This window comes from Cohnella baijiui, from assembly GCF_020731285.1.
GTDB lineage: Bacteria > Bacillota > Bacilli > Paenibacillales > Paenibacillaceae > Cohnella.
Genome location: NZ_JAJFOW010000002.1, coordinates 132725 through 158325 on the forward strand (window position 1 = coordinate 132725; position 25601 = coordinate 158325).

Consider the following 25601-nt stretch of genomic DNA (forward strand, 5'->3'; position numbering starts at 1 on the left):
GTCAGCCTTTCAGGCCGGCATGCATAAAGCTGTCGATGAACTTGCGCTGAAACGCGAGAAAGAACGCGATCAGCGGCGCCGCGACGAGCAGCGTCGCCGCGCATACGTAGGACCACTGCGCGCCCGATTCCGTCGACTTGGCGAACAGCGCCAATCCCACGGTGAGCGGCCGGTTCGTGTCGGAGTTGGCGACGATGAGCGGCCACAGGAAGTCGTTCCAATGGAAACTGACGGACACGATCGCGAACGACACGTAGACCGGGCGGCACAACGGGGCATAGATTCTCGCCAGGATGCCGAGGCGCGAGCAGCCCTCCAGGCGGACGGCTTCCTCCAGCTCGTACGGCAGCTGCCGGAACGCCTGGCGGAGCAGGAAGACGCCGAACGACGAGGCGAAATAGGGCAGCATGATGCCGAGCTTCGTATCGAGCAGCCCCATCTGATTCAGCACCTGGTAATTGGAAAAGACGAGCGCGTCCGGGGGAACTATGATCTGCGCCAGGAACAGCGCGAACAGGAGGCCGCGGCCGGCGAATCGGACCCGGGCGAACGCGTAGGCGGCGAGCGTGACGGTCAGGAGCTGCACGAGCAGGATCCCGAAGGTGATCAGCGCGGTGTTGACGTAATACCGGCCGAACGGCGCTCCCTCCCATACGTGCATGAAATTGGCGAGCGTCCAGGACGTCCAACCGCCGGCTCCGCCGCTTCCCGCCGCGGCGGACGGAGGCTGGAAAGCCGTACGGACCACCCAGACGAACGGAACGAGCCAGACCGCTCCGACGGCGAGCATGAGCAGATGCCAAAGCGCGGTCAGTCCCCCGCCGCGCGGGCGGAGCGCCGCGCGTTTCTCCCGCGAGGACGCTCGCTTGCGCGCCCCCTTCGTCGATCCCCAGGTCAGTTCAGGGTTGTTCATCCATCATTCTCCTCGGCTCATTCGTAATGAATGCTGCGATCCCAACCGAACACCTGCAGCGCGGAGATCAGCAGCAGCAGCGCGACCATCGCCACGGTCATCGCCGCGGCCATGCCCTGATCGAAAAATTGGAACGACGTCTCGTAGATGTGGTAGAGCAGCAAGCTGCTGGCGTGATTGGGGCCGCCTTTCGTCATGATCCACAGATGGTCGACCAGCTTGAACGCGTTCGTCATCGCGATGACGGCCACGAACAGCGTCGTCGGCATCGTGAGCGGGATCGTGATCCGTCCGAGCGCCGTCCATGCGCTCGCACCGTCGGCGGAAGCGGCCTCGTACAGATCCTTTGGAATTTGCTGCAGCGCCGCCAGGTAGAAGATCATGAAGTACCCGGCTTCCTTCCAGACCGCCATCGCGATCATGGCGCCCAGGACGGTGTGGGGACCGCCCAGGAGGCTTGTGTTTTGCCCGGACACCCAGGAAGCGAGCCTTGCCAGCAATCCGAAATGAGGCGTATATAAGAACAGCCAGATGTTCGCGACGGCGATCATCGGAATCATGTTCGGATAAAAAAAAGCGACGCGCGCGAACGTCCGGCCTTTGATCGCCTTGTCCGCGAACAGCGCCATCGCGAACGCGAGCGCCATGGCCAGAGGAACGGTGCCGGCGGCATACCAGACGTTGTTGACGAACACTTTCAGAAAGACGGGGTCTTTCAGCAGCGCGGCGAAGTTGCCGAACCCGACGAAGCGGGGCTTGGGCGTCGCCAAGTTCAGCTCGAACAAGCTGAGTCTCGCCGCCCGGAACATCGGATAATACGTAAACAAGCCTAAAAAGAGCAGCGAAGGGAGCACGAGTCCCCATCCGAACGCGTTTCTGCCGACTCTTTCGTTCCAACCGGTCCGCATGTCATGTGCCTCCTCGCGGCTCCGGGATGCGAACGGGCAGGACGAACGTAGGTCCGTTCGTCCTGCCGCGCGCGTCCGTATGCCGTTACTTGTTGAACGGAGCGAGCGCTTGCTCCGCTTCCTGCTGGGCGAGCTTCAGCGCGGTCGCCGCGTCGGTCTGGCCCGACAGCGCCGCCTGGATTTGATTGGTCAGCGCCGAAGACACTTTGCCGTGATTGTGCGTCGAGAGCTCCCGGAACGCGTACGCCAGCTGGTCGCGCGCCACGAGCGCTTGCGGGAAACCGGACGTATAGGCCTTCATCGCCTCGGTGTCGTACGCCGACTTCCGGACGCCGACGTAGCCGGAGGACGAACTGAACAGGGCAGCCTGCTCGGGCGCGGTCATGTACTGGACGAACGTCCAGGCCGCCGCCTGCTTCTCGAGGGACGTGCCCTTGAAGATGTACAGATTGCCGCCGCCCGTCGGCGACCCGAACTGCTTGTTGGCGGGCGGGAACGCGACGCCGAAGTCGAACTTGGCATTGTTCTTGACGTTCGTGAGGTTGCCGCTCGTGTGAACCATCATCGCCGTTTTGCCGGCGATAAAGTCGGTCGGCACCGTTCCCCAGTCGATGATGCCTTCCGGCATCGCCTTGTGCTTGCGGGACAAGTCGATCCAGAATTGCAGCGCCCCGACGTTTTCCGGCGTGTCGAACATCGCCTTCTTGCCGTCGTCGGACATGATGTTCGCCTTCGGATCGCTCGCCGCCTGGCGGGCGAACATCTGGAACATCCAGTAGGAGTCGTCGTTGCCGGGAATCTCCAAGCCCTGATGGCCATCGCGGTTCAGCTTTTTCGCATCCTCGACCAGCTCGTCCCACGTTTGCGGCGGCTTCTCCGGGTCGAGTCCAGCGGCCTTGAACAGGTCTTTGTTGTAGTAGAGCAGAATGGTGCTCCGCTGGAACGGCACGCTGTACGTCTTGCCTTCCGTCCGCGTGTCCTCGAGGAACGCCTCGTAGAAGTCGGAGGCGTTAAAGTCCGCGTCCTTCGCGATCAAATCGTCCAGCGGCAGGATGGCGTCCATGTCCAGCAAGCTGTAGAGCTCCGTCGACATCATGACGGCGACGTCGGGAGGCTGCTTCGCCTGAATGCCAGCCTGCACCTTGACCGTGTTGTCGCCGTAGTTGCCCGTGTAGACCGGCTTGACCCGGATGTCGGGATGCTTGGCCGTGAAGTCGGCGGCCATGCCGTCGATCACTTTGGTCAGCGGCCCGCCGACGTTGACGGGGTAATAGAACGTGATCTCCACCGGCGATTTCGACGGTTCCGCCGAAGGCGAAGCGGACGGCTGCTGCGTTTGGTCCGCGGAGGGCGAAGGCGCGGCCGCGTTCGCCTCGTCGCCGACGGAGCGGCCGCATCCGGCCAGCGTCAGCGCGCCGGCCAGCAAGAGCAAGGTGGATTGGCTTAATTTCCGCATGAACGAAGTCTCTCCCCGTATAACCGATATCGTTGATTTATGTCGTGTGATTGCGGTGCGTGATTGTGGAACGCGATTATGGAGCGTAGCCTCTGAAGTTGATCGTCACCCGCGACGCGCCGACGTCGAGAATGTGCAGAATCGCCCCGTCCGCGGTCGGAAGGACCGCGATGCCCTGCGCCTCCGTTCCGTTCGGAAGATGACGGTCGAAAGCCGCGGCGACCGCGCCGGTATCCGGATCGATCGTATAGACCGTCTGCGCCTCGTTGTCCGAAGAGGCGTAGAGCAGGCCGTTGTACACTTCGGCGCCCTGGATCCGGTCGATGCTTTGGGTGAGCGGCACCGTCTTGATCAGATGCATGTCGCTCAGGCTGAAGACGTTCAGGACGGTAGCGTTGCTCCATGCCGCCGTGTAGACTTGGCCGCGATCCGCATCGACGGCGACCCAAGGCACGCCGCCCGGATGCAGATTGAGGGGCAGCTCGTAGGATTTACCCGTGTACTTCAGCGTCTTCGCGTCATAGATCGCGATGTAGGGATGCTGATAGTTTTTGCTGTCCTCGATCGGCGCGTAGATTTTGCCGTCGTAGTAGGACACGTCGCCGATATGATCCCCGCCCTTCAGCGCGATCGCGAGCGGAATGGCGGCCGCGTTGCGGGCGAGCACGGTCTGGCCGTCCAACGCCGTGCGAAGCAGTCCGAGCGTCGAGTTGAACATCCATGCCGCGCCGTCCGTCGCGACGCCCTGTCCGCGTTCGAATGCGTCCAAGAGCGAGAACGTCTGAACCGACACCTCGTGCCACGAAGCCTGCGCGGCGGTAGCGGCGACGGAGGACGGCGTCCCGGACGCCGCGTACGACATCGAACCGAACGTCAGCACGCCGGCGAGCAGCAGACCCGACATTTTACCCCATTTCATTGCATGACTCCTCCTATCGAAAGATGGAATGGATGGCCCGGCCGATGGCCCGGCTCTACTCTCATCCTATCGTCCGACGCCGGCTCGCCTATTGAACAAAATGCGCCGATCGTTGAACAAAAATGCCATTCCGAGAAAGCGATAGGGCTAGGCCTGACGTTCGTGCGCCTTAACGGCAAAAAAGCCCGGGCGTTACGGCTTGGGAGAATCTCGCAAGCTTTGTCGCTGGGCTGGGTGCGAATGCGTAAGATGCGGTCAACGGGTCCCCGAGCGTCGATCCCCGGCGGCCTCCGACGCGTACTGCATCGGCGTAAGGCCGGTGATGCGCTTGAACGAGCGGGTAAAGTGGCCCTGGTCGGCGAAGCCGAACTGGGCGGCGATCTCCTTGAGGCCCGACTGGCCTTTGCGGATCAGCGTCTTCGCACGTTCGATCCGAAGCCGGATCAGGTAATGGTGCGGCGGATAGCCGGTTTGCTGCTTGAAGAGCCGGATGAAATGGGATAGGCTCAAATTCGCCGCTCCGGCAAGCTCCAGAAGCGAAATGTCGCGCTCCGGATTCGCGCGCATCGATTGGATCGCTTGCTCGATCTCGCGGCTTCCGGAGCCGGATGGCGGCGTGACGCCGTCTGCCGCGAGCGTCCCGTAATGGTGGAGAAGATGAATGACGAGCATGCGGGCCAGCGACTCGGCGTAGACCGCCCCCTTGGCTCCGCCGCCGCGCAGCTCTTCGAACATCCACAGCCCCAGCTGCAGGAGCTTCGGATCGCGGACGTGGTACTGCCGGGTCAGCCGGACAAGCCCTCCGACGGACGCTCTCGCAAGCTCGTCTACCAACGAAGGTTCGATTTCGATCTTCAGAAAGTAGAGGGAGGCCCTCTCCCAGGGGCAGAGCACCACTTCGTGGGTGGGAATGACGTGGATCGTATAGTAATTTTCGTAATAAGAGGTGCAATGAATGCACACCAGATGCTTGGACGCCTCGGAAGCCGCGAACGCCTGCTGCGGGCTGTACCATTGCGACATCCGCACGCGATCCCAACCGAGCGATTCGCTGGCTAAGACCGGCATCGACGCTGCGAACGATTCGCCGAACTGCTTCATCCGTATCCCTCCTTGAGATCCTTCCTTGTCCCCAGCTTACCAGCCGTGCGTCAATCCGGGATCAAGACGCTGTTAACGCTGCATTAATCCGGAGGAGGGCGGTGCTGTTCTAGCCGTGTGCTTCTTTCTTTCTTCTCATTTTCACGTTACAATATTATCCAATAGGTTAGAGGCTTTGACGCATTAGCCTCGTTAACCCCAGAGAGGAAGGATAGGTTGTTAAGTCTCATTCTAGTCGCTATTGTCGCCATCGAGCACATGTACATTCTCATCTTGGAAATGTTCCTGTGGACGACGCCCAGAGCGAGGAAAGCCTTCGGAACGACCAAGGAAGTCGCGGAAGCTTCCAAAAGCCTCGCCGCCAATCAGGGGCTGTATAACGGTTTTCTCGCCGCCGGCCTGATGTGGGGCCTGTTCCATCCAAGCGCTTCCTTCGGCCAGCAGATTCAGATCTTCTTCCTGGCCTGCGTGATCGTGGCGGCCGTCTACGGCGGCTTCACCGCCAAAAAATCGATTCTGCTCGTGCAAGGATTGCCCGCCGCGCTCGCTCTGCTCGCGGTCCTGCTTTCTTAACGGTCGACAGGGCCACCGGTTCCGATTGCCTCCCAATACGGCGACCACCGCTGGCTTGCAGCCATTTCGCTATAATAAAGAAGGGTTAGCCGGGCTACTCCGGCTAACCCTTCTTGCCTTTACGAATTCAAAACGATTCGTTCCACCAGCCAGATCCCGCCTAGCATGAAGGCCAGGGAGGAAACCGCGATGACGGCACGCCTGGAGAACTTCCAGCGGTGAAGCAGCATCAGCAGCGGCAGGAGCGCGGCTACGAGCGTCACCTGGACGACCTCGATGCCCAGGTTGAAGCTGATGAGATCCGCCGCCAGCGCGCTGCGCGGAATATCCATCTCCACGAGGATGTCGGCGAAGCCCATGCCGTGGATCAAGCCGAACAGGAAAGTCAGCACCCATCGGTGGCTCACCTGCTTGCGCACGACGTTGTCCACCGCGACAAAGCAGATGCTGAGCGCGATAAGCGGCTCGACGATGCTTCCCGGCACGTCGATGACGCCCAGCACCGTCAGCGTCAGCGTCATGCTGTGCGCGATCGTGAACGCGGTGATCATGCCGGCGTACTGCTTGAATTTTTGCCGGGCGATGAGCAGGGAGAACAAGAACAGCAGATGGTCGTAGCCCGTCAAAATATGATTCATGCCGAGGACGAAAAACGAATACCAGCCCCCGCCCGATCCGGCGCTCTCCGCCTCCGAACCGGTTTCCGCGTCCTTTGGCAGGCCGGCGGCCGCTTGGGCGGTGAGCGGCATCGACCATTCCCGGTACGGGCCGGAAAGGGCCGCGCTGCCGCTGCCGCTCCCGTACCGGATGGTAACCAAGTTGACGTAATTGGTCGCCGCGTCGCCTTCGTAGAGCCGATCCGTCAGCGAGACGGTTTGACCGGCGGATACCGGCGGATAAAACGCCTTCAGCACCGCTTTCGCCGCGCTTCCTTGGCGCTCCATCGTCAAGCTGACCGGGCCGGTCGCCGCTTGCTCCGCCTTGTCGACCGCGAGACGAATGTGCCCGAGCAGCAGCGTCTTCACCTCGTCGGCCGCGGCTTCGAGCTCTTCGGGCTCGATTTTGCCGTCCTTGTCGGCATCGGCGGCCGTCAGCTCGATGACGGACAGCTCGTCCAGCGTATACGTCATTTCGACGCCCGACTTCGTGAATTGAAGCGTCGTATAGCCCGCGCTGTAGGCATGAGCGTCTGCTTGCCGTCCTGGCGGAATCAGCAGCAGCGCCAGCACGGCCGACAGGCAGAGGGCATAGCGCCATGCGACTTGACTGCGAAGCATGAAAGTTCCTCCCGCAAATACGGCAGGGACGCCATTCGCGAAAATGGCATCCCCGCCTGCTAGTGAAAGCTGAATACGAATCCGGTTAGTTCGTCAACAGGTTGTAGACGACTTGCGCCGCTTCGGCACGCGTAGCCTTGCCCAGCGGATTAAACGTATTCGGCGCGGTGCCGCCGATCAGGCCAAGCGCGGAGGCCGACTTCACGGACGCGGCCGCCCACTTGGAGATCTTGGCTTCATCCTTGAACTTGACGCTCGTACCCGCATCAGGCTTGCCGTTCACGTATTCGTACGCGCGCATCAGCATCGTCACCATCTCTTCGCGCGTAATCGGCGCTTGGGTGCCGAAGGTCGAGGCGCTCTGCCCCTTGACGATGCCCGCTTCCACCGCCGCGGCTACCGCATCCGCATACCAGGCGCCGGCTTTGACATCTTGGAAGGACACGCCGCCTTTATTCGTCAGGTCCAGCGCCCGAACCAGCATCGCGGTGAATTCCGCGCGGGTGACCGTACGTCCGGGCTCGAATTTGGAATCGCTCGTTCCGTTCAAGATTTGCTTCGAGACGAGCAATTGAATGGCATCGGCAGCCCAATAGCCAGCCGGTACGTCCACGAACGATTTGGCCGTACCGCTTCCGTTACCGGATGTCGGCGGTTGGGTTGGCGCCGGCGTAGGCGTCGGAGTTGGTGTTGGCGTAGGTGTCGGTGTTGGTGTCGGTGTTGGTGTCGGGGTAGGCGTCGGCGTCGGGTTCGACGGCGAACCGCCTCCGCCAGGCACACCGCCAGGCACGCTAACCGAAATTTCGGCTTTGTCCCCCGTAATCCGGGAGGCGACTTCGCTATGTTTATTCAGCGTCGTCAGCTCGGATTTACCGAGACGCACTTCAGCTACGGTGACGATCTGCTTGTTGACCAGCTCGAACGTCAGCTTGACGACATCCGTGTAAGAGCCGTAAGACTCGGAACGGATCGGCTTGTCCAGCGTCGCCTGAATGCTGATCTTGTCGCCTTCATCCTTCGCCACGAACGTTCCGTTATCCGGCGTGACCAGCTCGGCTTGTTTGAACTTCAGCTTCTTGTTATCGTACGGGAACGCCGCGTCGATCTTCTTCACCGCGTTGGCGTTGCCGATCGCATAGTAATAGTCCAGCTCGGCGTTCGGATCGGACTGCTGCGTCGTTTTGGCGTATACTTTGGCGTTTTCGGCTTCCTTCACCAAGCCGTACGTATCGACCCGCTCCAGCGTGTCCGAGCGGTACGTATCGACCGTGAGGCTGCTCGGCGTCACGTGAATGGCCGAGAACGTCGGGGTCTTCAGCTGGGTGCGGACTTCCGAATACACCTCCGGCGTCGTCATCAGCTCGTAGTATTTGCTGCCGCTCGCGGAGTTGGCGGTCACGTACGTCGAACCGGTCGGATTGACGTCTCTGCCTTTGGTGTCCACGAGTTGCCTGCCTTGGACTTTGTCGCCGTTCATGACATAAGTCCGGACAAACGAGTGGTCGTGACCCATGAAGATCATGTCCACGTCGAGCTTGTCGAATGCCGGGAACAGCGATTGTCTCAGCCCCGTAATGACGGCCTCCGTTGAGTGCGGTCCGGCGCCGTAAATGTCGTGATGGAACGTCGCGATCCGCCATTTCGTGTTCGGCGCGTCCTTTACCGCTTGTTCCATGAACTGTACATGCACGGCTCCATCCGTATTGTTCGTGTTCAGCACCATGAACAGCGTGTCGCCATAGGTGTAGTAATAATCGCCGCCGCTGTTCTTAATATCGCCCAGTTCCGATAGGTTCGGCACGTTGAAGTGATACTGGTAGTTGGCGCTCGTATCGTGGTTGCCGACGACCGAAGCGATCGGCAGGTTGCGCATCAGGTCGGGGCTTAGGAAAGCGTCGTACTCCGACTCGTTGGTGCTGTGCTCGACCTGGTCGCCCGCCGACATGATGTAGCTGATGTTCGGGAACTTGCTGAACGCCTGGTTCAGCGTCTTGGTCCAGCCTTCGGTGTCCTTCGCCACGCTGCCGGAAGCGCCGATCTGCGGGTCGCCTACGAACATGAGCGTGTAATTATACGGGTCCTGCGTCGCAAAGTCGTAGACCGGGCTCCAGTTGCCGTCCGTCCCGTCGCCGACGCGATAGACGTACTTCGTCTGCGGTGCAAGCCCTTTGGCGGTCACTTTATTCGAATAATAGACCGTCGAGGCGACGCTGGCCGCTGGGGAATATGTACCGCTGAACTTCAAAGCTTGTTCGACGGGAAAGTCGGCCCCTGTCATGTCGGCTTTTTTAGCCATCTGCACGACGGCCGCCGCCGGCTGGTCGGGCGAGTACCAAGTGAAGTTCAACTCGGATTCGTTCGCGCCGGGATTCAGCGCGATGTCGCTGACCGCGTACGGAACGGCCGCATGCGCAACGTTCGGCGCAACGATCTTGGCGTCGTGCCCGCCGAACTGGAACGGCAGCGCCGAGACGATCAGCAGCGCGGACAGCACCACGGCGCCAAGCTTCGCCCAACGCTGCTGTTTGGGGTCTAATCTTTTCCACATGAAACTACTCACCTCTTCTAGTCATATTTAACTTCTCTCTAGCACTAAGAACTATAGCTTTAAACTATTAACAAAGATGCGAGTCCCAATTAACTTTGTGTAAATGTTGCGGCGCTATATTAATAGATAGAAAATGTTGTCTTACCGATAGGCGACCGACAAAAAGCCGGCCAGGCCAACTAGCGCGATCACCGAGAGAAGCGTCGGGGCGAAGCGTTTGAGGCGCGAAGCATATCGAAAAGCCGGATACAGGACAAGCGCAAGGAGCGTCAGCCCGACAGCGAGCCCGAAGCCATAGGAGGTCAGAGATGCGGCGGCCAGCTCGGCGTCGACCCGCATGCCGGACAAGGTTTGCGCGAAGCCGAGGCCGTGGACGAGACCGCACCCGCCCGCCAGCCAGATCCGGCTCCTCGGGCCGGCGGAGAGCAGTCCGTGCAGCGCGACGCCAAAGACGCTCAGCGCGCAGACGGCACCAACGAAGCGCTCGGGCAGGACAGCGGCTTGCAGCCCGGCGGTCAGGATCAACGCCAGCGTACCGGCACCGGCGAAAGCGGCGACGGCGGTCATCGCCTGCCGCAAGGGACGGCCCGACAAGAGCAGCACCGCCGCGAACAAGAGCGAGGCAAACCCGGTAAGCCACGACTTCAAGCCGAGAAGGCTGTATCGCTCGAAGGCTTCCGCTAGACTCATCCGGCCGAGCTGAAGCTCCCGGAGCTGGCTCACGAGGACGCCTGTCCCTTGCAATCGGCCCAGCGATACGTTCACGTAATTGACGTGCCACTGATCGTTGTCGAAGACGAAGTCGTAATCCAGCGCGAACTGCGCGGGCGGGCGGTTCGCCGGATACGACAGTACGGCCTCGGCGAACGCCTGGGTTTCGCCCTCCTTCGCGATGCCGCGCAGCGAGACCAGCTTGCCGCGCAGCGGCAGCCCGTCCGCATAGAGTCGCAAATGAGGGAGCAGCGCCTCTTCGACCTTCGGCCCGGCGGTCGCGAAGAACCGGTTCACCGCCTCCGGCGTCTCGCTCTCGATATCCGGATCATCCGGCGTAACGATCGCTCGTAGGTCGTATAGGTCGATCTGCAGCGTATAGCAGATCGCGTCGTCTTCGTAGACGAGATCCGAATAGGCCAAGCTGTTGTTGCCGTGGGCCGACGCGGCCGGCGTCCAGCCGAGCAGCGCAAGTCCCAATAGGGCAATGCCGAATGCGATTCGTCCGATGTTCACGTTTCGTCCTCCCGAGCTGATAGGCATGTCCGTCCTGCGACCGATCATAGCAAACTCGTCTTACCGTTCTAGTTGAGATTCGTAAAAACCATGTAAAATTCACTCGTGCACTAGGTGCGGCCGGCGCAAGCCGTCGTACCCTGGCGCTCTTATCGGAGGATCACTATGTTTGCATCGGCTCCAAAAACGAGAGTTATTTTGTTCGCCGTCGTCCTGCTGCTCCTGTTCGTTGCCATGTTTTTGTTCAGCCGGGCGCCCGAGCCCAAGTACAACGAGAAGAGCGGTACGGGCGGCAGACAATACGTAAAAGCAAAAGTGCTGCGCGTATTGAAGGAGGAATTGGAGAAAGATTCGGGGCGGGGGAATACGTATCAAGGCTATCAGGACATCGAGGTACGGATCTTGTCCGGGGAGCACAAGGGCGAGGTTCACACCGTCACGAACAATGTGAGCGTCTACCTGAACGTCATCGCCAAGCCGGGACAGACGCTTATCGCCAACATTGACTCGGCGGGCAAGGACTTTTATTTGGTGACGGTCTACAGCTATTACCGAGCGCCGATCCTGCTCGCGATGTTCCTGATCTTCTTCGGCTTGCTCTGGTGGGTCGGGGGCAAAAAGGGGCTGAAATCCGTCCTCGGCATTCTGTTTACGCTCGCCTGCATCGTCTATCTATTTATCCCGATGCTGTACAGAGGATACTCGCCGCTGCTCGCCTCCCTGCTGATCGTCGTCCTGACGACCTGCGTCACGCTGCTGCTGCTGAACGGCTGGACGCCCAAGTCGCTTGCCGCCATCCTGGGCACGATCAGCGGGGTCGCGCTGTCGGGCATTCTCGCCTACGCCTTCGGCCAGTGGGCGCACATTACCGGGTACAATACGGCGGAGGTCGAGGTGCTCGTCGTGGTAGCCGACCAGACGGGCCTTCAGCTCGGCGGTATGTTGTTCGCGGGGATCATGCTCTCCTCCCTCGGCGCGATCATCGATGTCGGCATCTCGATCGCCGCAGCCGTCCAGGAGGTGTACGAGACGAACCCGAATCTGAGCCGCCGCGAGCTGTACCGCTCCGGCATCAACGTCGGACGCGATATGATGGGGACGATGGCGAACACGCTTATCTTGGCGCTGACCGGTACGACGCTCGCCTCCCTCATGATCCTGTACGCGGTCAAGGTGCCGTTCTCGCAGCTGACCAACATGAACATGATGACCGTCGAGATCGTTCAGGGCCTCACCGGCTGCATCGGCGTCGTGCTGACCGTGCCGATCGTCGCCTTTATCTCCGCCCGGGTCATCCCCGAAAGCGGAAAGAATCTCGTCCTCGCCGCGGAGCCGGAGAGCAAAAGCGCATAATTCGCGTGAAAAAAGCCCCTCCCATCGCCTAATCGGCATGAGGGGGGCTCGTCCGGCTCATAATCCGCTACGAAATGCCATTTGTTCTTGCTGTCTTGCCCATAAATCTTCCATTTAGGTTGGTCTAAACGGAATTGCTCGATATTCAGCTGTACCCGCTGATCGCTCCTAAAAGCGGGTCTTTCCTTAAGGTTTCTCGGTCAGCACGATATCGTCCAAATCGATCGTGTGGGAGCCTGCATGATTGCCGCCCATTTGGAAGACGAGCTTGGCATTCGAGACCGATTGCGCTCCCGGGGTCAGCTCGAACGTAACGGTGCGGAAATCGCCTCCCCCGGTCAGATGAACCGGTTGGACCGGCAAGTACTGGATGCCGGAATTCGCGCCGTTTTCGATCGAGACGAGCAGATCCTTGTCGATCGAGGATCGGACCCGCAGCGAGAGGACGTACGTCTTGCTCGCCGTCAACGCCAGATCTTCCTGATACACCTGCGTCGCCCAGTACTCGTAACCGTCGTAATTCGTCCACCGGACGTGCAGGACGCCGTCCGCGGCGTCCATCGTCGCATCGGATTCGCCCGCTTTCTTGAACAGGCTCCAGTGGTCGGTGCCGCTGTCGAACGAGCCGTTCAGCAATTCATGTCCGGTTGGCGTCGGCGCCTCGACCTCCTTGACCGAGATATGGCTCAAAGAAATGGCATGCGCGCCGTCCGGCGTGACCGCGTCCCCGAAGACGACGTTGCCGAGCAGGAAGTTCAGCTTGAGCGGAGCGTCGGTCGCCACGGTAAACGTCTTGGCAAAGGTCGTCGTCTCGGGCGTCAGAACGAACGATAACGCGCCGGCCGACGTATTGGTGAACTCTACCGTGATCGGTCGGGTCGCCGTGGACGCGGCGTCGAAGCGGAGCTCGTACGTCTTGCCCGCCGACATCGGAATGTCTTCCTGGTACAGCTGATTCGCCCAAGTCGGGCCGCCCTTGGCGGCAACGGCAACCGTGCCGACGCCGCTTGCGACCGACAGCTCGGCCGCCCCGCCTTCCCCGGACCAGGTCAGCCAGCGGCTCGCGCCGGACGCGAAATCCCCGTTGACGACGAGATTGCCGTCGCCGGACAAGATCGTTTGCAGGGCGGAAGCATCGGCGTATCCCGCGGCCGATACCGTCACGACGTGGCTGCCCGGTGCGGCGAAGCAGTCGGCGCGAAGTAGGAGACGCCCCGCCGTCAGCCCGTACTGATCCCGGTTCAATGCGTTGCCGTCGATGGCCACCGCCGTCACCTTCGACCGCCAATCCTCCCGATCCGCGAACGTGATCTCGATGTCCCGCCCCAGTACGTTGTCGGAGGCGTCCTTCCGCAGGGACGGCGGCTACGCGACCGGCGCGTTTTTGACCTGCAAGACGATGTTGCTTAAAAAGACGTCGTGCGTCCCCAGCCTCGGGTCGCTATCGCGGATCAGGCCGAGCAAAAACTTGAGGTCGACGTTTTCGTCCTTGCCCGTCTTGAATTCGAACGCAAACGTCTTTTTCTCGCTGGTCAGATCGACGATCTCGTCGAGCTTTCTCGGACCCGCGTTTTCGATCACGACTTCCATCGGCCTGTCGACGGTGGCGCGCGCCTCGAAACGAAGCTCGTAGGGCACGTTGGCCTTCACCGGAATGCCCTGCTGGAACAACAGCGCATTCCAAGGCCGCCCTCCCTGGTTGTCGACCGTGAGCTTGGCTCCCTCCTCATCCGCCGCCATGCGAATCGCGCCCGCTCCGGCCGCCCCGGCCTGGTCGGCGTTGCCCGATACGTCCCAGGCGTCCAGCCCGTTGCCGAAGTCTCCGTTGCGAAGCGGATAGAACACGGTATCGGGGTCGAACGACATGCTCGTGCGGAGCAGCTTCACGTTGTCGATTTGCAGACTGTCCGCAGCGCCGCCGAGCAAGAAGACGAGCTGCCCCTCCGGGTCGGTATCCGCGGAGATGCGTTCGAAGGCGACCGTGATCGTCTGCGCGGACGCGGAGAGGTCCGCTTCCCGGACGGCGATCGGCGTGCCGTCTTTGCGGAATAGGCCGACCTGAATCGTTCTGGGTGCCGCGGCCCGGACGTCGAACCGGAGTTCGTAGTCCTGGTTTTGCTGCAGAAGCAGCCCTTTTTGCAGCAGCTTCACGTCTCCCGCGGCGGCGCCGCCGTCCGTGATCGCCACGTTCAGCTTACGCTCCGATGCCGGATTAATCGGGACGAAGGCGGTGGCGGAAGCGCCCTCTTCGGTTGTCAGATGCCAGTAGCTCAGCCGGTCCGGCTCGCCCTGATCGAACGTGCCGTTGTACACGAGATTGCCGTCCTCCTGCGGCTGCTTCGCGGAATCGTGATCGAACGGGATGCCGTCGATCTCGACCAGCTTCACGTTCCCGAACCAGGCGGGATGCGCGTCCGTCCCGAGATTGAACTCGATGCGGGCCGCCGGGTCGGAAGCTTCCTTCATCAGGAAGGTCATCTCGTAGGAACGGAACTGCGAAGTCAAGGCGGCGTTCAGCGATTGCGAGTACGCCGGGAACCCGCGCGACTCGCCGCCTGTCAAGCGAACCGTCATATTCCGGGCCGTATCGGTCTTGGCGTCGAACGTCAGCTTATAAGCGCGCCCTTTGGCGAGCGAGACGATGGACTGCGGCTGAATCGAGTAGAAATTGCCGCCCGCTCGCGCGATCGCGACGTGGGCGTATCGCTCCCCTCCGATGTCCTCGATCGTCACGGCGCCGGAAGCGCCGGGATCTTGGTACAGCGCCCAATAGGCCGTGTCCGGGACGCCCATGCCGGCATCGCCTTCGACGTTCTCCCGAAATTCTCCGTTGTACACCAGATCCCGGTCCGGCCCTTGAGGCAGCCTGGAGCCGGGCGCATAGGCTTCCTTGGGATAAGAAGGCGGCGTCGCCGGACCATATTGGTCTTTGGCGTAGACCCGCACGTAATCGACTTCCATGCGCGCCGGGAATGCCGTATTCTCCGTCGGATTGCCGTCGAAGTTGCCGCCTACGGCCAAATTGATCAGCAGGTGAAACGGTTGATCGAACGGCGCCGGATAGGCGTAGTTGGGCTGCTGGCCGACGCCTTTGCTGTACCAGTCTTTCTTGGTCGAATACAACTCCCCGTCCACGTACCAGCGCATTTCGTTCGGTTCCCATTCCAGCGCGTACGTATGGTAATCCGCGATCGTTCCTTGGTTCGGCAAGTCGTAGCTGGCGCCGGAATAGACGTTGCCCGGCCACCGCTCGCCGTAATGGATCGTACCCGCGACCGTGCCCGGCCTGCTTCCCCAGCCTTCCATGATGTCGATCTCTCCGGAGGCGGCCCAAGTGCCGTATTCGTTGTGTTCCGGCAGCATCCAGATGGCGGGCCAGAGACCTTTGCCCGTCGGCGCTTTGGCGCGAATCTCGAATTTGCCGTACGTCTGGCTGAACAAGCCGAGCGTCTTGAGCCGGGCGGACGTGTACGGCATCCCTCCGTACAGTTCTTTCTTCGCCGTGATGACCAGCTTGCCGTCCTCCACCTTCGCGTTGTCGGGACGGTCGGTGTAGTATTCCAGCTCGTTGTTGCCCCAGCCCGGGTTGCCGACGGACTCCCCGTTGGTCGTGTCGTACGTCCACTTCGACGGATCGATGGCTCCGCCGGCGAATTCGTCGCTCCAGACCAGCTTCCAATCGCTCTCGCCAGGGTCGGTTGTCGGGGTCGGCGACGACGACGGGGTTGGCGTCGGCGATGCGGTTGGCGACGGCGTCGGCGTTGGCGATTCGGTAGGCGATGGGGTCGGCGTTGGCGATTCGGTAGGCGATAGGGTCGGCGCCGGGGTTGACGATGGCGACGGCGTCGGCGTCGCGGTCGGCGTCGTTCCGCCGCCGCTACCGCTGCCGCTTCCCAGACGATTGACGAAACCGCTCGAGAGATCTTCTATCGTTCCGACCCGGCCCGTCCCTTCCATCGACGATCCGGTAGCGCTCGCAGAGACACGCAGCTTGTCGATGACGGCGCCGTCGGTCAAGCGAATGAGCGCGCTGCCGTCGACCCGCAGCTCGGACACATGACCCGAGACGATCAGCAGCACCTGCTGCGATGCTTGCGGCTCCGTCGACACGCGGGCGAAGTTCCCCTTGAGATGCACTTCCTTCGCGCCGGAGGAGATCCGCACGTCGGAAATGCCTTTCGACGTCTCGTCGTCGGCCTCCAGCGTCCCGCCCCGCACAAACCGTACGGTGCCGATCGTCGTCCCGCCATGGGCGTACAGCCGCACGAGATCGTTGTCCTTCTCGATCCGGACTTCGGCCAGCGAGGCATCCGTCAGCTCGATGCTGTGAACGCCGCCTCCCCGGACGAAAGTCGTTCCCGCCACCCGGGTTTGCCGCAGCGAGACCTCCCCTTCGCCGATCCCTTGCGCGAGATAGAGATTACCGGCAATGTCGGCTCCACGCAAGGTCGCGCCGTCGGCGCTCACGACCGCGTGGCCGTTCACGGCCCCCGGCTCGGCCGTCCCCTTCTTCTGGACCAGCAGCGCGATCAGCCGGTCGGCGATCGTGGCGAGCTCCGCGCGGGTCAGGATGCGGTTCGGACCGAAAGTGCCGTCGGGCAAGCCCTGGAGAATCCCGTTCGCGGTCAAGGCCCGTATGGCGCCGCCGGTCTCTTCGGTCAGCCCGTTCAGATCGGGCCAGCCGCCTTCGCCCGTCTTCGCGGGCGCTTGGAGCGCGAACAGGCGGTTCAGCGCGAGCGCCGCTTCCGCGCGGGTGATCGCCCGATCGGCGGCGGCTCTCCCCCCGTCGTCCGGCGACAGGTATCCCGCCGCGAATGCCTTGGCCATCTCCGCCGCCGCCCAGGCGCTCGGCGTATCGGTCGTCGAAGCCTCGGAACGGGCTTCGAGGCCGAACAGGCGATTGACGACCGCCGCGAATTCGGCGCGCGAGATCGGGCGCTCCGGCTTCATCGTGCCGTCCGGATAGCCTTGCAGAATGCCGGCCTGCTTCCATCTGTCCAGGGCACGGTCCGCCCAGTGAGGGCCTGGCGCTTTGGCGCTCGCGGCGGCGGCGCTGCCGCCAGCCGCGGGGCCGAAAGCCAGCATGGCCGCCAGCGCGATCAGCGCGCCTTTCGTGTAAAAGCGGTAGCGCTTCATGGAAATCCTCCTCGGTATGTAATCGTTTGCAAAATAGGTTGTTAAATTTGTCCCACGTGGGACATTTAAGATTGGAAGTACACTCTAGTTAAGAACAATCTTGTCCAAAAGACCGCGCCTATTTCGAGGCGGAATACCCGGGAGATGATCTTCACTCCCGGGTATTCCCCTTTTCTACCGGACTTGCAAAGCCGCTACCAGCCGACCCTGACGATCAGTCCCTTCGGATCGCCGACCTCGAGATACGAAGCTTGCCCGTTGACGTCGTCATAAGCAAAGCCGTACGCCAGGCGGTCGATTCCGTGATCGTGCCAGAACTTGGCGTAGTAGTTGGCCGGCGCCGCCTGGTAGTAGGCAGCGACGTTGTTCCAGTTCGAGCTGGTATACACATGGCGGTTGATCGCGGCGCATACGGACGCGTCGGTGACGCTGTTGTCGCAGCGCAGGATGTCTTGGGTGTTGTAGCCGGAATACCCGGCGAAGTAGTTGGCGTTGGCGCCGCCCGCGGCGAACGAGCCGTGGATCGGGGCCACGATGCGGTAAGGCGCCTGCACCGTTCCGAGCGATTTGAACGCTTGCGGGACTTCGTTCGCGTAAGCCGAAAACAGTCCTGAGCGCGTCTCGGACTCGGGCTCTCCGACGGTTCGGTCGTAATTGCCGGCCCTATTGACGAGCCGGTGCTGGATCGGGAAGCCGAACGCGTCGACGCGCGTCGTATTTCCGTGATAGCCCGCGTTGTCCACGGTGAATTCGACAAAGTCGAAATAGACGTTGAGATTCGGATCGGTGGGATTGTTGATGTCGGGACCGGCGAAGCCGTCGTTGAACGTTTTGATGTAGCACGGCGATCCGACGCACAAGAACAGCCGTCCCGCGGTGATCTTCGGCAGATTGACCCAACTGGCGTCGCTGATTTTGTGGTAGATATTCGCGTAGTTCTGGCCGTTCTTCGTCAGATGGCCGGCCGCGTCGTTCAACGCCGTCGAGATCGCGATCAGATTGCCGTTCAGGTCCAGATAGCTCCAGGCGTTGTTCGCCGGATTGATGCCGATGACGCCCCAGTAGATCTGCCCGTCGGCGTAAGCGCCTTTCGTGCCGTTCATTACCTTGAGCGACAAGGCGCCGCTGCCGGTCGGCATCGGGATCGAGGAAGCCGGGATGGAGCCGATGCCGGTTCCCGGATTCCCGCCGCCGCTCCCGATCGTGTAGGAGAAGGTCGGCGTATCGTAGGCGGGCGTACCGTTGTTGTAGGTAAAGGAGTAGGTTAGCACTTGGCCGGAAGCGACGCCCGTCACTTGCTTTTCGTAGCGGGCAAGCCCCGAATTGTAGCTCATGCGGAAGTTCTGTTGGGTGCCTCCGTTCAGCTGATAGTGAACGTCGACCCACGATGTGTTGACGGAGGAAGCGAACCAGATCGTCGCCGTGGAACCCGAGACGGCGATGCCTTGGGTATAATCGGCGGCGGAGACGCGAGCGGAATACATCGGAAAGCCGACGGCCAATACCAGCGCGAAAAGCAGCCATAACGTTCTTCTTCTCATCATTCGCACCTTCCTCAGAATGATCGAATCGTCATGCGGCATGCCTAGCAGACTCGTCTACATCCTCGCCTGTCTCCAGAACATTTCGGCCATGAACCACCTTCTTTCCCATCAGGCGGCTTGCGCCCGATTCGGTAAAATTGTCTCACGTGGGACATTATCGATTCGAATATAAGCCGTCGACCTAAGCGCTGTCAACGGCTAATCTTGACGAATCGTGTCGTGTCGGCGGGCTGGCGCGCAGGACGCCCTTTGTACGAGCTCCGCGACGAAGCCGGCATGCGGCATCCGCCCCTCCTCCCATCCCTCGAGCCTCCCGATCAGCCCGTCGGCCGTGTTGACCGCCATCTCCACGCGCGGCACCTTCATCGTCGTGAGAGGCGGATGGGTATAAGCCGAGATGAGAAGATCGTCGAACCCGACGACGGATATCGTTTCCGGCACGGGAATTCCGCGCCGCGCCAACGCCTTCAGCACGCCGTAGGCCATCAGATCGTTGCAGCAGAACACCGCCTCGGGCAGCCGGTCTTCGGCCAGCCACCGTGCCACGGCCCGCTCGCCGTCCGCTTCCGTGAATTGCCCGTAATGAATGCGGTCCTCCGCGAGCGGCACGCCTCTTTCGCACAGCGCGTCCGCAAAGCCGAGGAAGCGCGCATGAGCGGTATGGTTGTCCATGTTGCCCGTCACGATGCCGATGCGCCGATGGCCGAGCTCCGCCAAATAGTTCGCGACTTCGCCCGCGCTGCGGTAATTGTCCAAACGCGGGATCGGTACGTCCGACCGCCCGACGGGGAAAAAGCCTTCGTCGAAAACGCCGACCTCGCAGCCGGCATCCCGCAGCCGCTCGACCGCCTCCCGCATGTCCGACCAACTGACGATAAAGCCGCCGTCGATGCTCTTTTGCCGGTACATGCTGAACATCGGGGACAGGTCGGCCACGTCCAGCATCGCCACCAGCGTATGGTAGCCGAGATCCGCGCAGCGGCTGACCAACGCGCCGATCACGGCGCCGAAGAACAGATCGTCCGTATGGAGCGTATAGCGGCTTGCATCCTGAACGACGAACAGTCCGACCGTATGCGACTTGCGCGCCGACAGCTTGCGGGCCGACGCGTTCGGCTCGTACTTGTGCTGCTCCATGACGCGCAGCACCTTCTCGCGGGTTTCCGGCTTGACGTTGGGAGCCTGCGTAAGCACGCGCTGTACCGTTTTGCGGGATACGCCGGCAAGCCTGGCGATATCGTAGCTATCCATAGCCAACCCCTATCGAGCCGAGTTTTCCAATCATCCCAAGTCTAGTCGAAGGCCTTCGAGGGGTCAAGACGGACGGGATGCAGCAATGAACATCAGTCGTTCTCGTCAGCCGCGAAGCAGCCGCAGTCCGTTTAAAATCACGAGAATGGTGCTCCCCTCGTGCCCGACCACGCCCAGCGGCAGGGCGATTCCCGTGACGAAATTCGCCGCGATGAGGCATGCGATGACCGCCACGGCGAAGCTGACGTTTTGCTTGACGATCGTCCGTGTCCGCCTGCCCAGCGCGATGGCGCCGGCGATGCGCTCGATGCCGTCGTTCATAAGCACGAGGTCGGCGGTCTCCAGGGCGGCGTCGCTCCCGGCGCCCCCCATCGCGATGCCGACGGAGGCCGTCGCCAACGCAGGCGTGTCGTTCACCCCGTCGCCGACCATCGCGACCGGTCCGTAGACCCGGCGCAAGTCCTTCAGCACGTTCACCTTATCCTGGGGCAGCAGTTCGGAATACACGAGCCCAATGCCGGCTTCCTTCGCGATCGCCCGCGCGGTCCGCTCCTGATCCCCGGTCAGCATCGCAACCTCCGCGCCCATGTTGCGGATGGCGGCGACGGCCAGCTTCGCCTGCTCCCGGACGGTGTCCTGAAGCGCGACGACACCTACCGCAGTCTGGCCGCGGCGAATGACCGTCACCGTTTTCCCCTGCCGCTCAAGCCGGTCTATGACCGACTGGACTTCCTCGGTCCACCGCTCCCCGCGCTGGGCCGCCGGCTTTCCGATCTCCCAGCTTTCTCCTCTCCAAGTCGCCCGGATCCCCCATCCTGTTAGCGCTTCGAAGGACGTCGGCCGCTCCGGCTTGAGCCCTTGGGCTTCCGCCCGAAGCACGATGGCCTTGGCAAGCGGATGCTCGGATAACGACTCGACCGAAGCCGCCGCCAGCAGCAGCTCGGTCTCGGTCATTCCTTCGAAAGCCGCGAGATCGGTCACGACGGGACGGCCGTTCGTAAGCGTTCCCGTCTTGTCGAAGGCGACGACGCGAACCCGGGCCAAGTTTTCGAGATGCGCCCCGCCTTTGAAGAGCAAGCCTTTGCGCGCGCTGTTGGAAATGGCGGACAGCATCGCCGGCATGATCGAGGCGACCAGGGCGCAAGGCGAAGCGACGACGAGGAACACCATCGCTTTGTACAGCGTCTCGGACCAGGTCCATCCGAACAACGGCGGCGGCAGCAGAATGAGCAGCAGCGTCGCCGACAGGATGGCTCTCGCGTAGAGACGCTCGAACCGCTCGATGAACATTTGGGATGCCGGCTTCTCGCTTTGCGCCTCCTGGACGAGGCGGATGATCCGCGCAACGAGGGTCGATTCGCTGGGCTGCGTCACTTCGACGAACAGCGCCCCTTGGCCGTTCACCGTGCCGGCGAACACTTCGTCGCCAACCGATCGGTCCACCGGGACGGATTCCCCCGTGATCGAAGCTTGGTTCACGGCCGAGGCGCCCTCCCGGACGACGCCGTCGGCCGGGATGCGTTCGCCCGGCCGAACCAGCACTAGGTCGCCCACGGAGAGCTGTTCGACGGGCACGACCGTCTCTTCGCCGTCCCGGCAGCGGACCGCCGTCTCCGGCTTCACGTTCATGAGCGAGGACAAATCCCGGCGGCTGCGCTCCATCGTATAGCTTTCCAAGGCGCCGCTGACGGAAAAGATGAAGATCAGGAGCGCCCCTTCCGACCAATAGCCGATGCTCGCCGCGCCCAGCGCGGCTACGATCATAAGCAGATTCACATCCAAATCCCGTTCCGCGAACAGCGTATGCAGCCCTTCCTTCGCCTTCACAAAGCCGCCCACCGCAAACGCCAGCAAATAGACGGCGACCGACCAGCCGTGGTTCGCATGGCCTAGCCCCCAGGCGACGACCATCAGCGCGCCGCTTGCCAAAGCTGCGGCCCCCTCGCCGTATTGCGCGATCAGGCGCGCCGAGCGGGGTTTGCCGGCCGCCGGATGACCGGCCGCACGCTCGCGCGCCAATCCTTCCGCCGGGCCCATGGAAAATGCGTTCATACAGGTCACGCTCCTTATTCATTGAGAATGATTTGCATTTTTACTGCCCTTAAAATGGCACATGCTGCCCCCGAGACGGGAGCAGCATGCGAAACGAGCGCGAACTCGTTTAAGTCGTATTCAATTGTTTTTTCTCTATTATAAGAATTATTCTAATGTAGAGGCTCGAAAAAGTAAAGTGTTCTTTTGCAGAACCGAGCCTCATTGCACGAACTACCCCCGTCATTGTTTGGAACATTTCTACGCTACGGTTGTCACAGCGCTTAATCGGCCCAAAAATCGGAGATTTTCTTTCTAACGATTGTATGCGCGCTTATTTGGACGAAACCGCCCCTCATCTTACGAAAAAACGGGAAACAGGTTCGCTGGCAATTGTTACATGTTGCAATTCCCATTTTTACCTAAATAGCTGAAATAGCGCGTCTAAGATGGGTATGGTAAGCTTAGAAAAGAAAAAAGAAGTCGGCGACGTCATCACCGACTTTCGCACAACTGCATTGCTGGGATTACCCTAGCGGCCTGAAAATAACCCGTTACAGTGGCGACAACCTGGGCGGGTTATTTCGTTTTAGGCAGGTTCCCGGCAGCTGAAATACTTGAGTTTTAGAGGAGGATGCCATGAAGGTTAGGGATGCACGGGCAGCGGCAGTCGATTGGGTGGCAAGCCGCATCAGCCGAGAAGCAGGATACATGGGGGCGTACTTCAGCGGCTCGACGGTAGGGCTACCGGACGACACGGAGATGTCCGCCGGATCCGATATCGATGTCATGGTCGTGCTGGACCGGAAGGACCTTCCGCTCAAACCGGGGAAATTGATCCATTTGGGCGTGCTCGTCGAGATCTCCTATCTATCCCGGCACCAGCTTTCTTCAACCGAGGACGTTCTGACATCTTATCATCTTGCCGGCAGCTTCCGGACGGACACGATCATTAATGATCCCACGGGATATCTTCGAAGGGTGCAACAGGAGGTATCCCGTCATTTTGCGGAACGGGTATGGGTACGCCGTCGCTGCGAAAACGTGCTGCAGTCGATCGAGCGGGGGCTGGGGTCCCTCGATCCCTCCGCGCCGTGGCACGATCTGGTTACATCATGGCTTTTCCCGACGGGCGTAACGACTCACCTCCTCCTGGTTGCTGCGCTTCGTAATCCGACGGTTCGAAAACGTTATCTAGCTGCACACCAAGTCCTTCAGGCGTATGGGCGCACGAACGAATATCCGCACCTGCTGAAGCTGCTCGGATGCGCGGGCTTAAGTCCCGAGCGTGTCGAAGTGCATCTAAATGCGCTTGCCAGTACCTTCGATACAGCGTCAGCCGTTGCAAAAACGCCGTTCTTCTTCAGCTCCGACATTACGGCAGCGGCAAGGCCGATCGTCATTGACGGGAGCCGGGAGCTGATACGATCGGGCTGTCACCGCGAAGCCATCTTCTGGATGGTGGCGACTTTCGCAAGGTGCCACAAAATTCTCGCTGCGGATGCCCCGGAGCTGCAGCTCGTGTACGCGCCTTCCTTTGACGAATTGGTTGCCGATCTTGGCATTCGGTCGTGGGACGACATTCGGCAACGAGCTAAAGATGTCAGCGATTTCCTTCCCTATCTTTGTGAAGTCGCAGAGGAAATTTTGCTGACTAACCCGGAGGTTGTATAGCGTCTGTGCGAGATACGCATGAGGAATTGACGCCTGAAAGAGCGTATGCTAGAATCTCTGAGATTAAGGAAGGGTGCTGAACGTGTTATATATTCGATACGTTAAACTTGTGCGAAAAGTTTGCTCCGTGCAATTGTACGCGATGAAGCGTTGCATGGAGCTTAATCAAGGAGGCAGCAAGCTTCCTATATTCATCGGCTGAATCGTCTTTAAAAAAGCGTGGAGTCTAACGCTTTTTTAAGTATGACTATTTTGCTGATGAAAGAAGATCAAGGGCCATCGACAACGCTTTGTCGGTGGCCCTTTTTGCGTGCTTCGATTTCGACGAAATCGGATGAAACACGTCAAGCAGAGGGCCGGCGTCGTCAGTGACGCTTAATCCTCTGCTTTTTCTATTTGGTCATTTTAGTCTACTTTAGGAGGTTTCTTTCATGGATCGTATCAGCGATAATTGGAAAAAGAAAATCAGTCTGTTTTTGGTCGCCCAAACCGTCTCCTTGTTCGGCTCTTCTTTGGTTCAGTACGCCATTATATGGTACATTACGCTTTCGACTTCATCCGGTGCGATGATGACGATTTCCACCCTTTGCGGCTTTCTTCCGCAAATCGCCATATCATGGTTTGCGGGCGTATGGATCGACCGCTTTGATCGAAAGAAAATGATGATGCTGGCGGATGGAACGATTGCTTTCGTAACCTTGATTTTGGCGATCCTGTTTTTGTCGGGTTATAAAAGCGTCTGGTTGCTTTTTACTGCGCTACTCATTCGTTCGGCAGGGACTGGAGTACAGACCCCTGCGGTTAACGCGCTGATTCCCCAGCTCGTTCCGAAGGATAAGCTGATGCGGATCAACGGAATAAATAGCAGCATCACATCGTTAACGATGCTTCTATCTCCCGCGGCAAGCGCGGTCATTCTTTCGATGGTCAGCATCGAAACGACGTTTTTTATCGATGTGTTCACGGCCGCCATCGGGATCAGCCTGATGTTCGCGATCCAAGTGCCGGCTTCCCTCCAGATCAAACCGCAATCTCAACTGCAAGGCATTCGAGAAGGATTCGGTTATCTGAAAGAAAATGCCTATATCCAGCGGTTGCTCGTGTTTTTGGCGATCGTCATGATTTTAATCAGTCCGGCCGCTTTCCTAACTCCTTTAATGGTCAGCCGATCTTTTGGCCCGGAAGTGTGGAGACTCTCGGTAAACGAAATGACGTACAGCGCCGGAACCGCTGTCGGCGGGGTATTGGTTGCGTTATGGGGTGGTTTTCGCAATCGTATGAGCACCACTACGCTTGCATGCGCGTTATACGGTCTGCTGATGGTCGGTTTAGGTGTTGCCCCCTTATTTTCGCTTTATTTGCTGTTTAATTTTTTGATCGGAATCACAGGCCCTTATTTTAATGCACCTATTACGGTTTCCTTGCAGGAAAAAGTGGAGCCTTCCATGCATGGTCGGGTTTTCAGTCTGATTCAAATTGCGAATTCATGCTCATTGCCGTTAGGTATGGTTATCTTCGGGCCGCTGGCTGATCGGGTAGCGATCGAAAGCTTGCTCATGTACTCGGGGGTACTCGTGCTGATTTGCGCTTCTTATCGTTTTTTCCGAAAACAGCTGAAGAGCATGAACGAAGAAACTGACTGAGGTTAATGCAACAACAAAGTCCTGAAGCCGGGATCATCTTCAAAATG

The 25601-nt window shown here is 60.3% G+C and carries 17 protein-coding genes and 1 pseudogene; 4 read left to right on the top strand and 14 right to left on the bottom strand.

Annotation, left to right across the window (positions count from 1 at the left end; translation table 11 throughout):
* Nucleotide 1 precedes the first annotated feature (1 nt).
* The 5 genes from LKX83_RS02470 to LKX83_RS02490 form a co-directional block, all read right to left on the bottom strand.
* Complete coding sequence (locus tag LKX83_RS02470; protein WP_370639004.1) at nucleotides 2–913, bottom strand: carbohydrate ABC transporter permease; 912 nt, start codon at nucleotides 911–913, stop codon at nucleotides 2–4.
* A gap of 17 nt (nucleotides 914–930) precedes the next feature.
* The gene (locus tag LKX83_RS02475) at nucleotides 931–1821 is read right to left on the bottom strand and encodes a carbohydrate ABC transporter permease (protein ID WP_227880567.1); all 891 of its coding nucleotides are present in this window, start codon (nucleotides 1819–1821) and stop codon (nucleotides 931–933) included.
* 85 nt (nucleotides 1822–1906) lie between these two features.
* Entirely contained in the window at nucleotides 1907–3277 is a 1371-nt protein-coding gene (locus tag LKX83_RS02480) for an ABC transporter substrate-binding protein (protein ID WP_227880568.1), read from the bottom strand.
* A 76-nt stretch (nucleotides 3278–3353) separates the two neighbouring features.
* Entirely contained in the window at nucleotides 3354–4196 is an 843-nt protein-coding gene (locus LKX83_RS02485; RefSeq protein ID WP_227880569.1) for a DUF6923 family protein, read from the bottom strand.
* A gap of 255 nt (nucleotides 4197–4451) precedes the next feature.
* On the bottom strand, nucleotides 4452–5297 hold the full coding sequence (locus LKX83_RS02490; protein WP_227880575.1) for a helix-turn-helix domain-containing protein: 846 nt from the start codon (nucleotides 5295–5297) through the stop codon (nucleotides 4452–4454).
* Nucleotides 5298–5513: 216 nt separating this feature from the next.
* On the opposite strand from LKX83_RS02490, the gene LKX83_RS02495 reads away from it, so the two are divergent.
* Nucleotides 5514–5870 carry a DUF1304 domain-containing protein gene (locus tag LKX83_RS02495; protein WP_227880577.1) on the top strand — a complete coding sequence of 119 codons (357 nt, stop codon included), beginning with the start codon at nucleotides 5514–5516 and terminating at the stop codon, nucleotides 5868–5870.
* A 119-nt stretch (nucleotides 5871–5989) separates the two neighbouring features.
* Here the strand turns inward: LKX83_RS02495 and LKX83_RS02500 are convergent, their stop codons facing one another.
* The 3 genes from LKX83_RS02500 to LKX83_RS34200 form a co-directional block, all read right to left on the bottom strand.
* Nucleotides 5990–7147, bottom strand: coding sequence for a HupE/UreJ family protein (locus LKX83_RS02500; protein ID WP_227880579.1), 1158 nt, complete (start codon nucleotides 7145–7147; stop codon nucleotides 5990–5992).
* An 85-nt stretch (nucleotides 7148–7232) separates the two neighbouring features.
* Nucleotides 7233–9695, bottom strand: coding sequence for an S-layer homology domain-containing protein (locus LKX83_RS02505; protein WP_227880580.1), 2463 nt, complete (start codon nucleotides 9693–9695; stop codon nucleotides 7233–7235).
* Nucleotides 9696–9836: 141 nt separating this feature from the next.
* Complete coding sequence (locus tag LKX83_RS34200; protein ID WP_227880582.1) at nucleotides 9837–10922, bottom strand: HupE/UreJ family protein; 1086 nt, start codon at nucleotides 10920–10922, stop codon at nucleotides 9837–9839.
* A gap of 165 nt (nucleotides 10923–11087) precedes the next feature.
* On the opposite strand from LKX83_RS34200, the gene LKX83_RS02515 reads away from it, so the two are divergent.
* Nucleotides 11088–12275: a YibE/F family protein gene (locus tag LKX83_RS02515; protein ID WP_227880584.1), complete on the top strand. Its 1188-nt coding sequence runs from the start codon at nucleotides 11088–11090 to the stop codon at nucleotides 12273–12275.
* A 59-nt stretch (nucleotides 12276–12334) separates the two neighbouring features.
* Here the strand turns inward: LKX83_RS02515 and LKX83_RS34675 are convergent.
* The 6 genes and pseudogenes from LKX83_RS34675 to LKX83_RS02540 form a co-directional block, all read right to left on the bottom strand.
* A pseudogene (locus tag LKX83_RS34675) lies at nucleotides 12335–12451 on the bottom strand (DUF3024 domain-containing protein); the annotation flags it as partial.
* A gap of 10 nt (nucleotides 12452–12461) precedes the next feature.
* Nucleotides 12462–13631, bottom strand: a complete 1170-nt coding sequence (locus tag LKX83_RS02520; RefSeq protein ID WP_370639015.1) for a carbohydrate binding domain-containing protein — start codon at nucleotides 13629–13631, stop codon at nucleotides 12462–12464.
* A 9-nt stretch (nucleotides 13632–13640) separates the two neighbouring features.
* Complete coding sequence (locus tag LKX83_RS02525; protein WP_227880587.1) at nucleotides 13641–17411, bottom strand: carbohydrate binding domain-containing protein; 3771 nt, start codon at nucleotides 17409–17411, stop codon at nucleotides 13641–13643.
* A gap of 194 nt (nucleotides 17412–17605) precedes the next feature.
* Entirely contained in the window at nucleotides 17606–18895 is a 1290-nt protein-coding gene (locus tag LKX83_RS02530; RefSeq protein ID WP_370639016.1) for a glycoside hydrolase family 64 protein, read from the bottom strand.
* A 258-nt stretch (nucleotides 18896–19153) separates the two neighbouring features.
* Nucleotides 19154–20206 (bottom strand): LacI family DNA-binding transcriptional regulator, encoded by a 1053-nt coding sequence (locus LKX83_RS02535; protein ID WP_227880590.1) that lies wholly within the window; start codon nucleotides 20204–20206, stop codon nucleotides 19154–19156.
* 105 nt (nucleotides 20207–20311) lie between these two features.
* Nucleotides 20312–22258, bottom strand: a complete 1947-nt coding sequence (locus LKX83_RS02540; protein WP_227880591.1) for a heavy metal translocating P-type ATPase — start codon at nucleotides 22256–22258, stop codon at nucleotides 20312–20314.
* 618 nt (nucleotides 22259–22876) lie between these two features.
* Between LKX83_RS02540 and LKX83_RS02545 the strand changes: the two genes are divergently transcribed.
* Entirely contained in the window at nucleotides 22877–23911 is a 1035-nt protein-coding gene (locus tag LKX83_RS02545; RefSeq protein WP_227880593.1) for a hypothetical protein, read from the top strand.
* Nucleotides 23912–24342: 431 nt separating this feature from the next.
* Nucleotides 24343–25554, top strand: coding sequence for an MFS transporter (locus tag LKX83_RS02550; protein WP_227880594.1), 1212 nt, complete (start codon nucleotides 24343–24345; stop codon nucleotides 25552–25554).
* Nucleotides 25555–25601 lie beyond the last annotated feature (47 nt).

Coding starts and splice junctions, on each gene's coding strand:
- LKX83_RS02470 (WP_370639004.1), bottom strand. CDS start 913: ATGAACAACCCTGAACTGACCTGGGGATCGACGAAGGGGGCGCGCAAG.
- LKX83_RS02475 (WP_227880567.1), bottom strand. CDS start 1,821: ATGCGGACCGGTTGGAACGAAAGAGTCGGCAGAAACGCGTTCGGATGG.
- LKX83_RS02480 (WP_227880568.1), bottom strand. CDS start 3,277: ATGCGGAAATTAAGCCAATCCACCTTGCTCTTGCTGGCCGGCGCGCTG.
- LKX83_RS02485 (WP_227880569.1), bottom strand. CDS start 4,196: ATGAAATGGGGTAAAATGTCGGGTCTGCTGCTCGCCGGCGTGCTGACG.
- LKX83_RS02490 (WP_227880575.1), bottom strand. CDS start 5,297: ATGAAGCAGTTCGGCGAATCGTTCGCAGCGTCGATGCCGGTCTTAGCC.
- LKX83_RS02500 (WP_227880579.1), bottom strand. CDS start 7,147: ATGCTTCGCAGTCAAGTCGCATGGCGCTATGCCCTCTGCCTGTCGGCC.
- LKX83_RS02505 (WP_227880580.1), bottom strand. CDS start 9,695: ATGTGGAAAAGATTAGACCCCAAACAGCAGCGTTGGGCGAAGCTTGGC.
- LKX83_RS02515 (WP_227880584.1), top strand. CDS start 11,088: ATGTTTGCATCGGCTCCAAAAACGAGAGTTATTTTGTTCGCCGTCGTC.
- LKX83_RS02525 (WP_227880587.1), bottom strand. CDS start 17,411: ATGAAGCGCTACCGCTTTTACACGAAAGGCGCGCTGATCGCGCTGGCG.
- LKX83_RS02530 (WP_370639016.1), bottom strand. CDS start 18,895: ATGTATTCCGCTCGCGTCTCCGCCGCCGATTATACCCAAGGCATCGCC.
- LKX83_RS02535 (WP_227880590.1), bottom strand. CDS start 20,206: ATGGATAGCTACGATATCGCCAGGCTTGCCGGCGTATCCCGCAAAACG.
- LKX83_RS02540 (WP_227880591.1), bottom strand. CDS start 22,258: ATGAACGCATTTTCCATGGGCCCGGCGGAAGGATTGGCGCGCGAGCGT.
- LKX83_RS02545 (WP_227880593.1), top strand. CDS start 22,877: ATGAAGGTTAGGGATGCACGGGCAGCGGCAGTCGATTGGGTGGCAAGC.
- LKX83_RS02550 (WP_227880594.1), top strand. CDS start 24,343: ATGGATCGTATCAGCGATAATTGGAAAAAGAAAATCAGTCTGTTTTTG.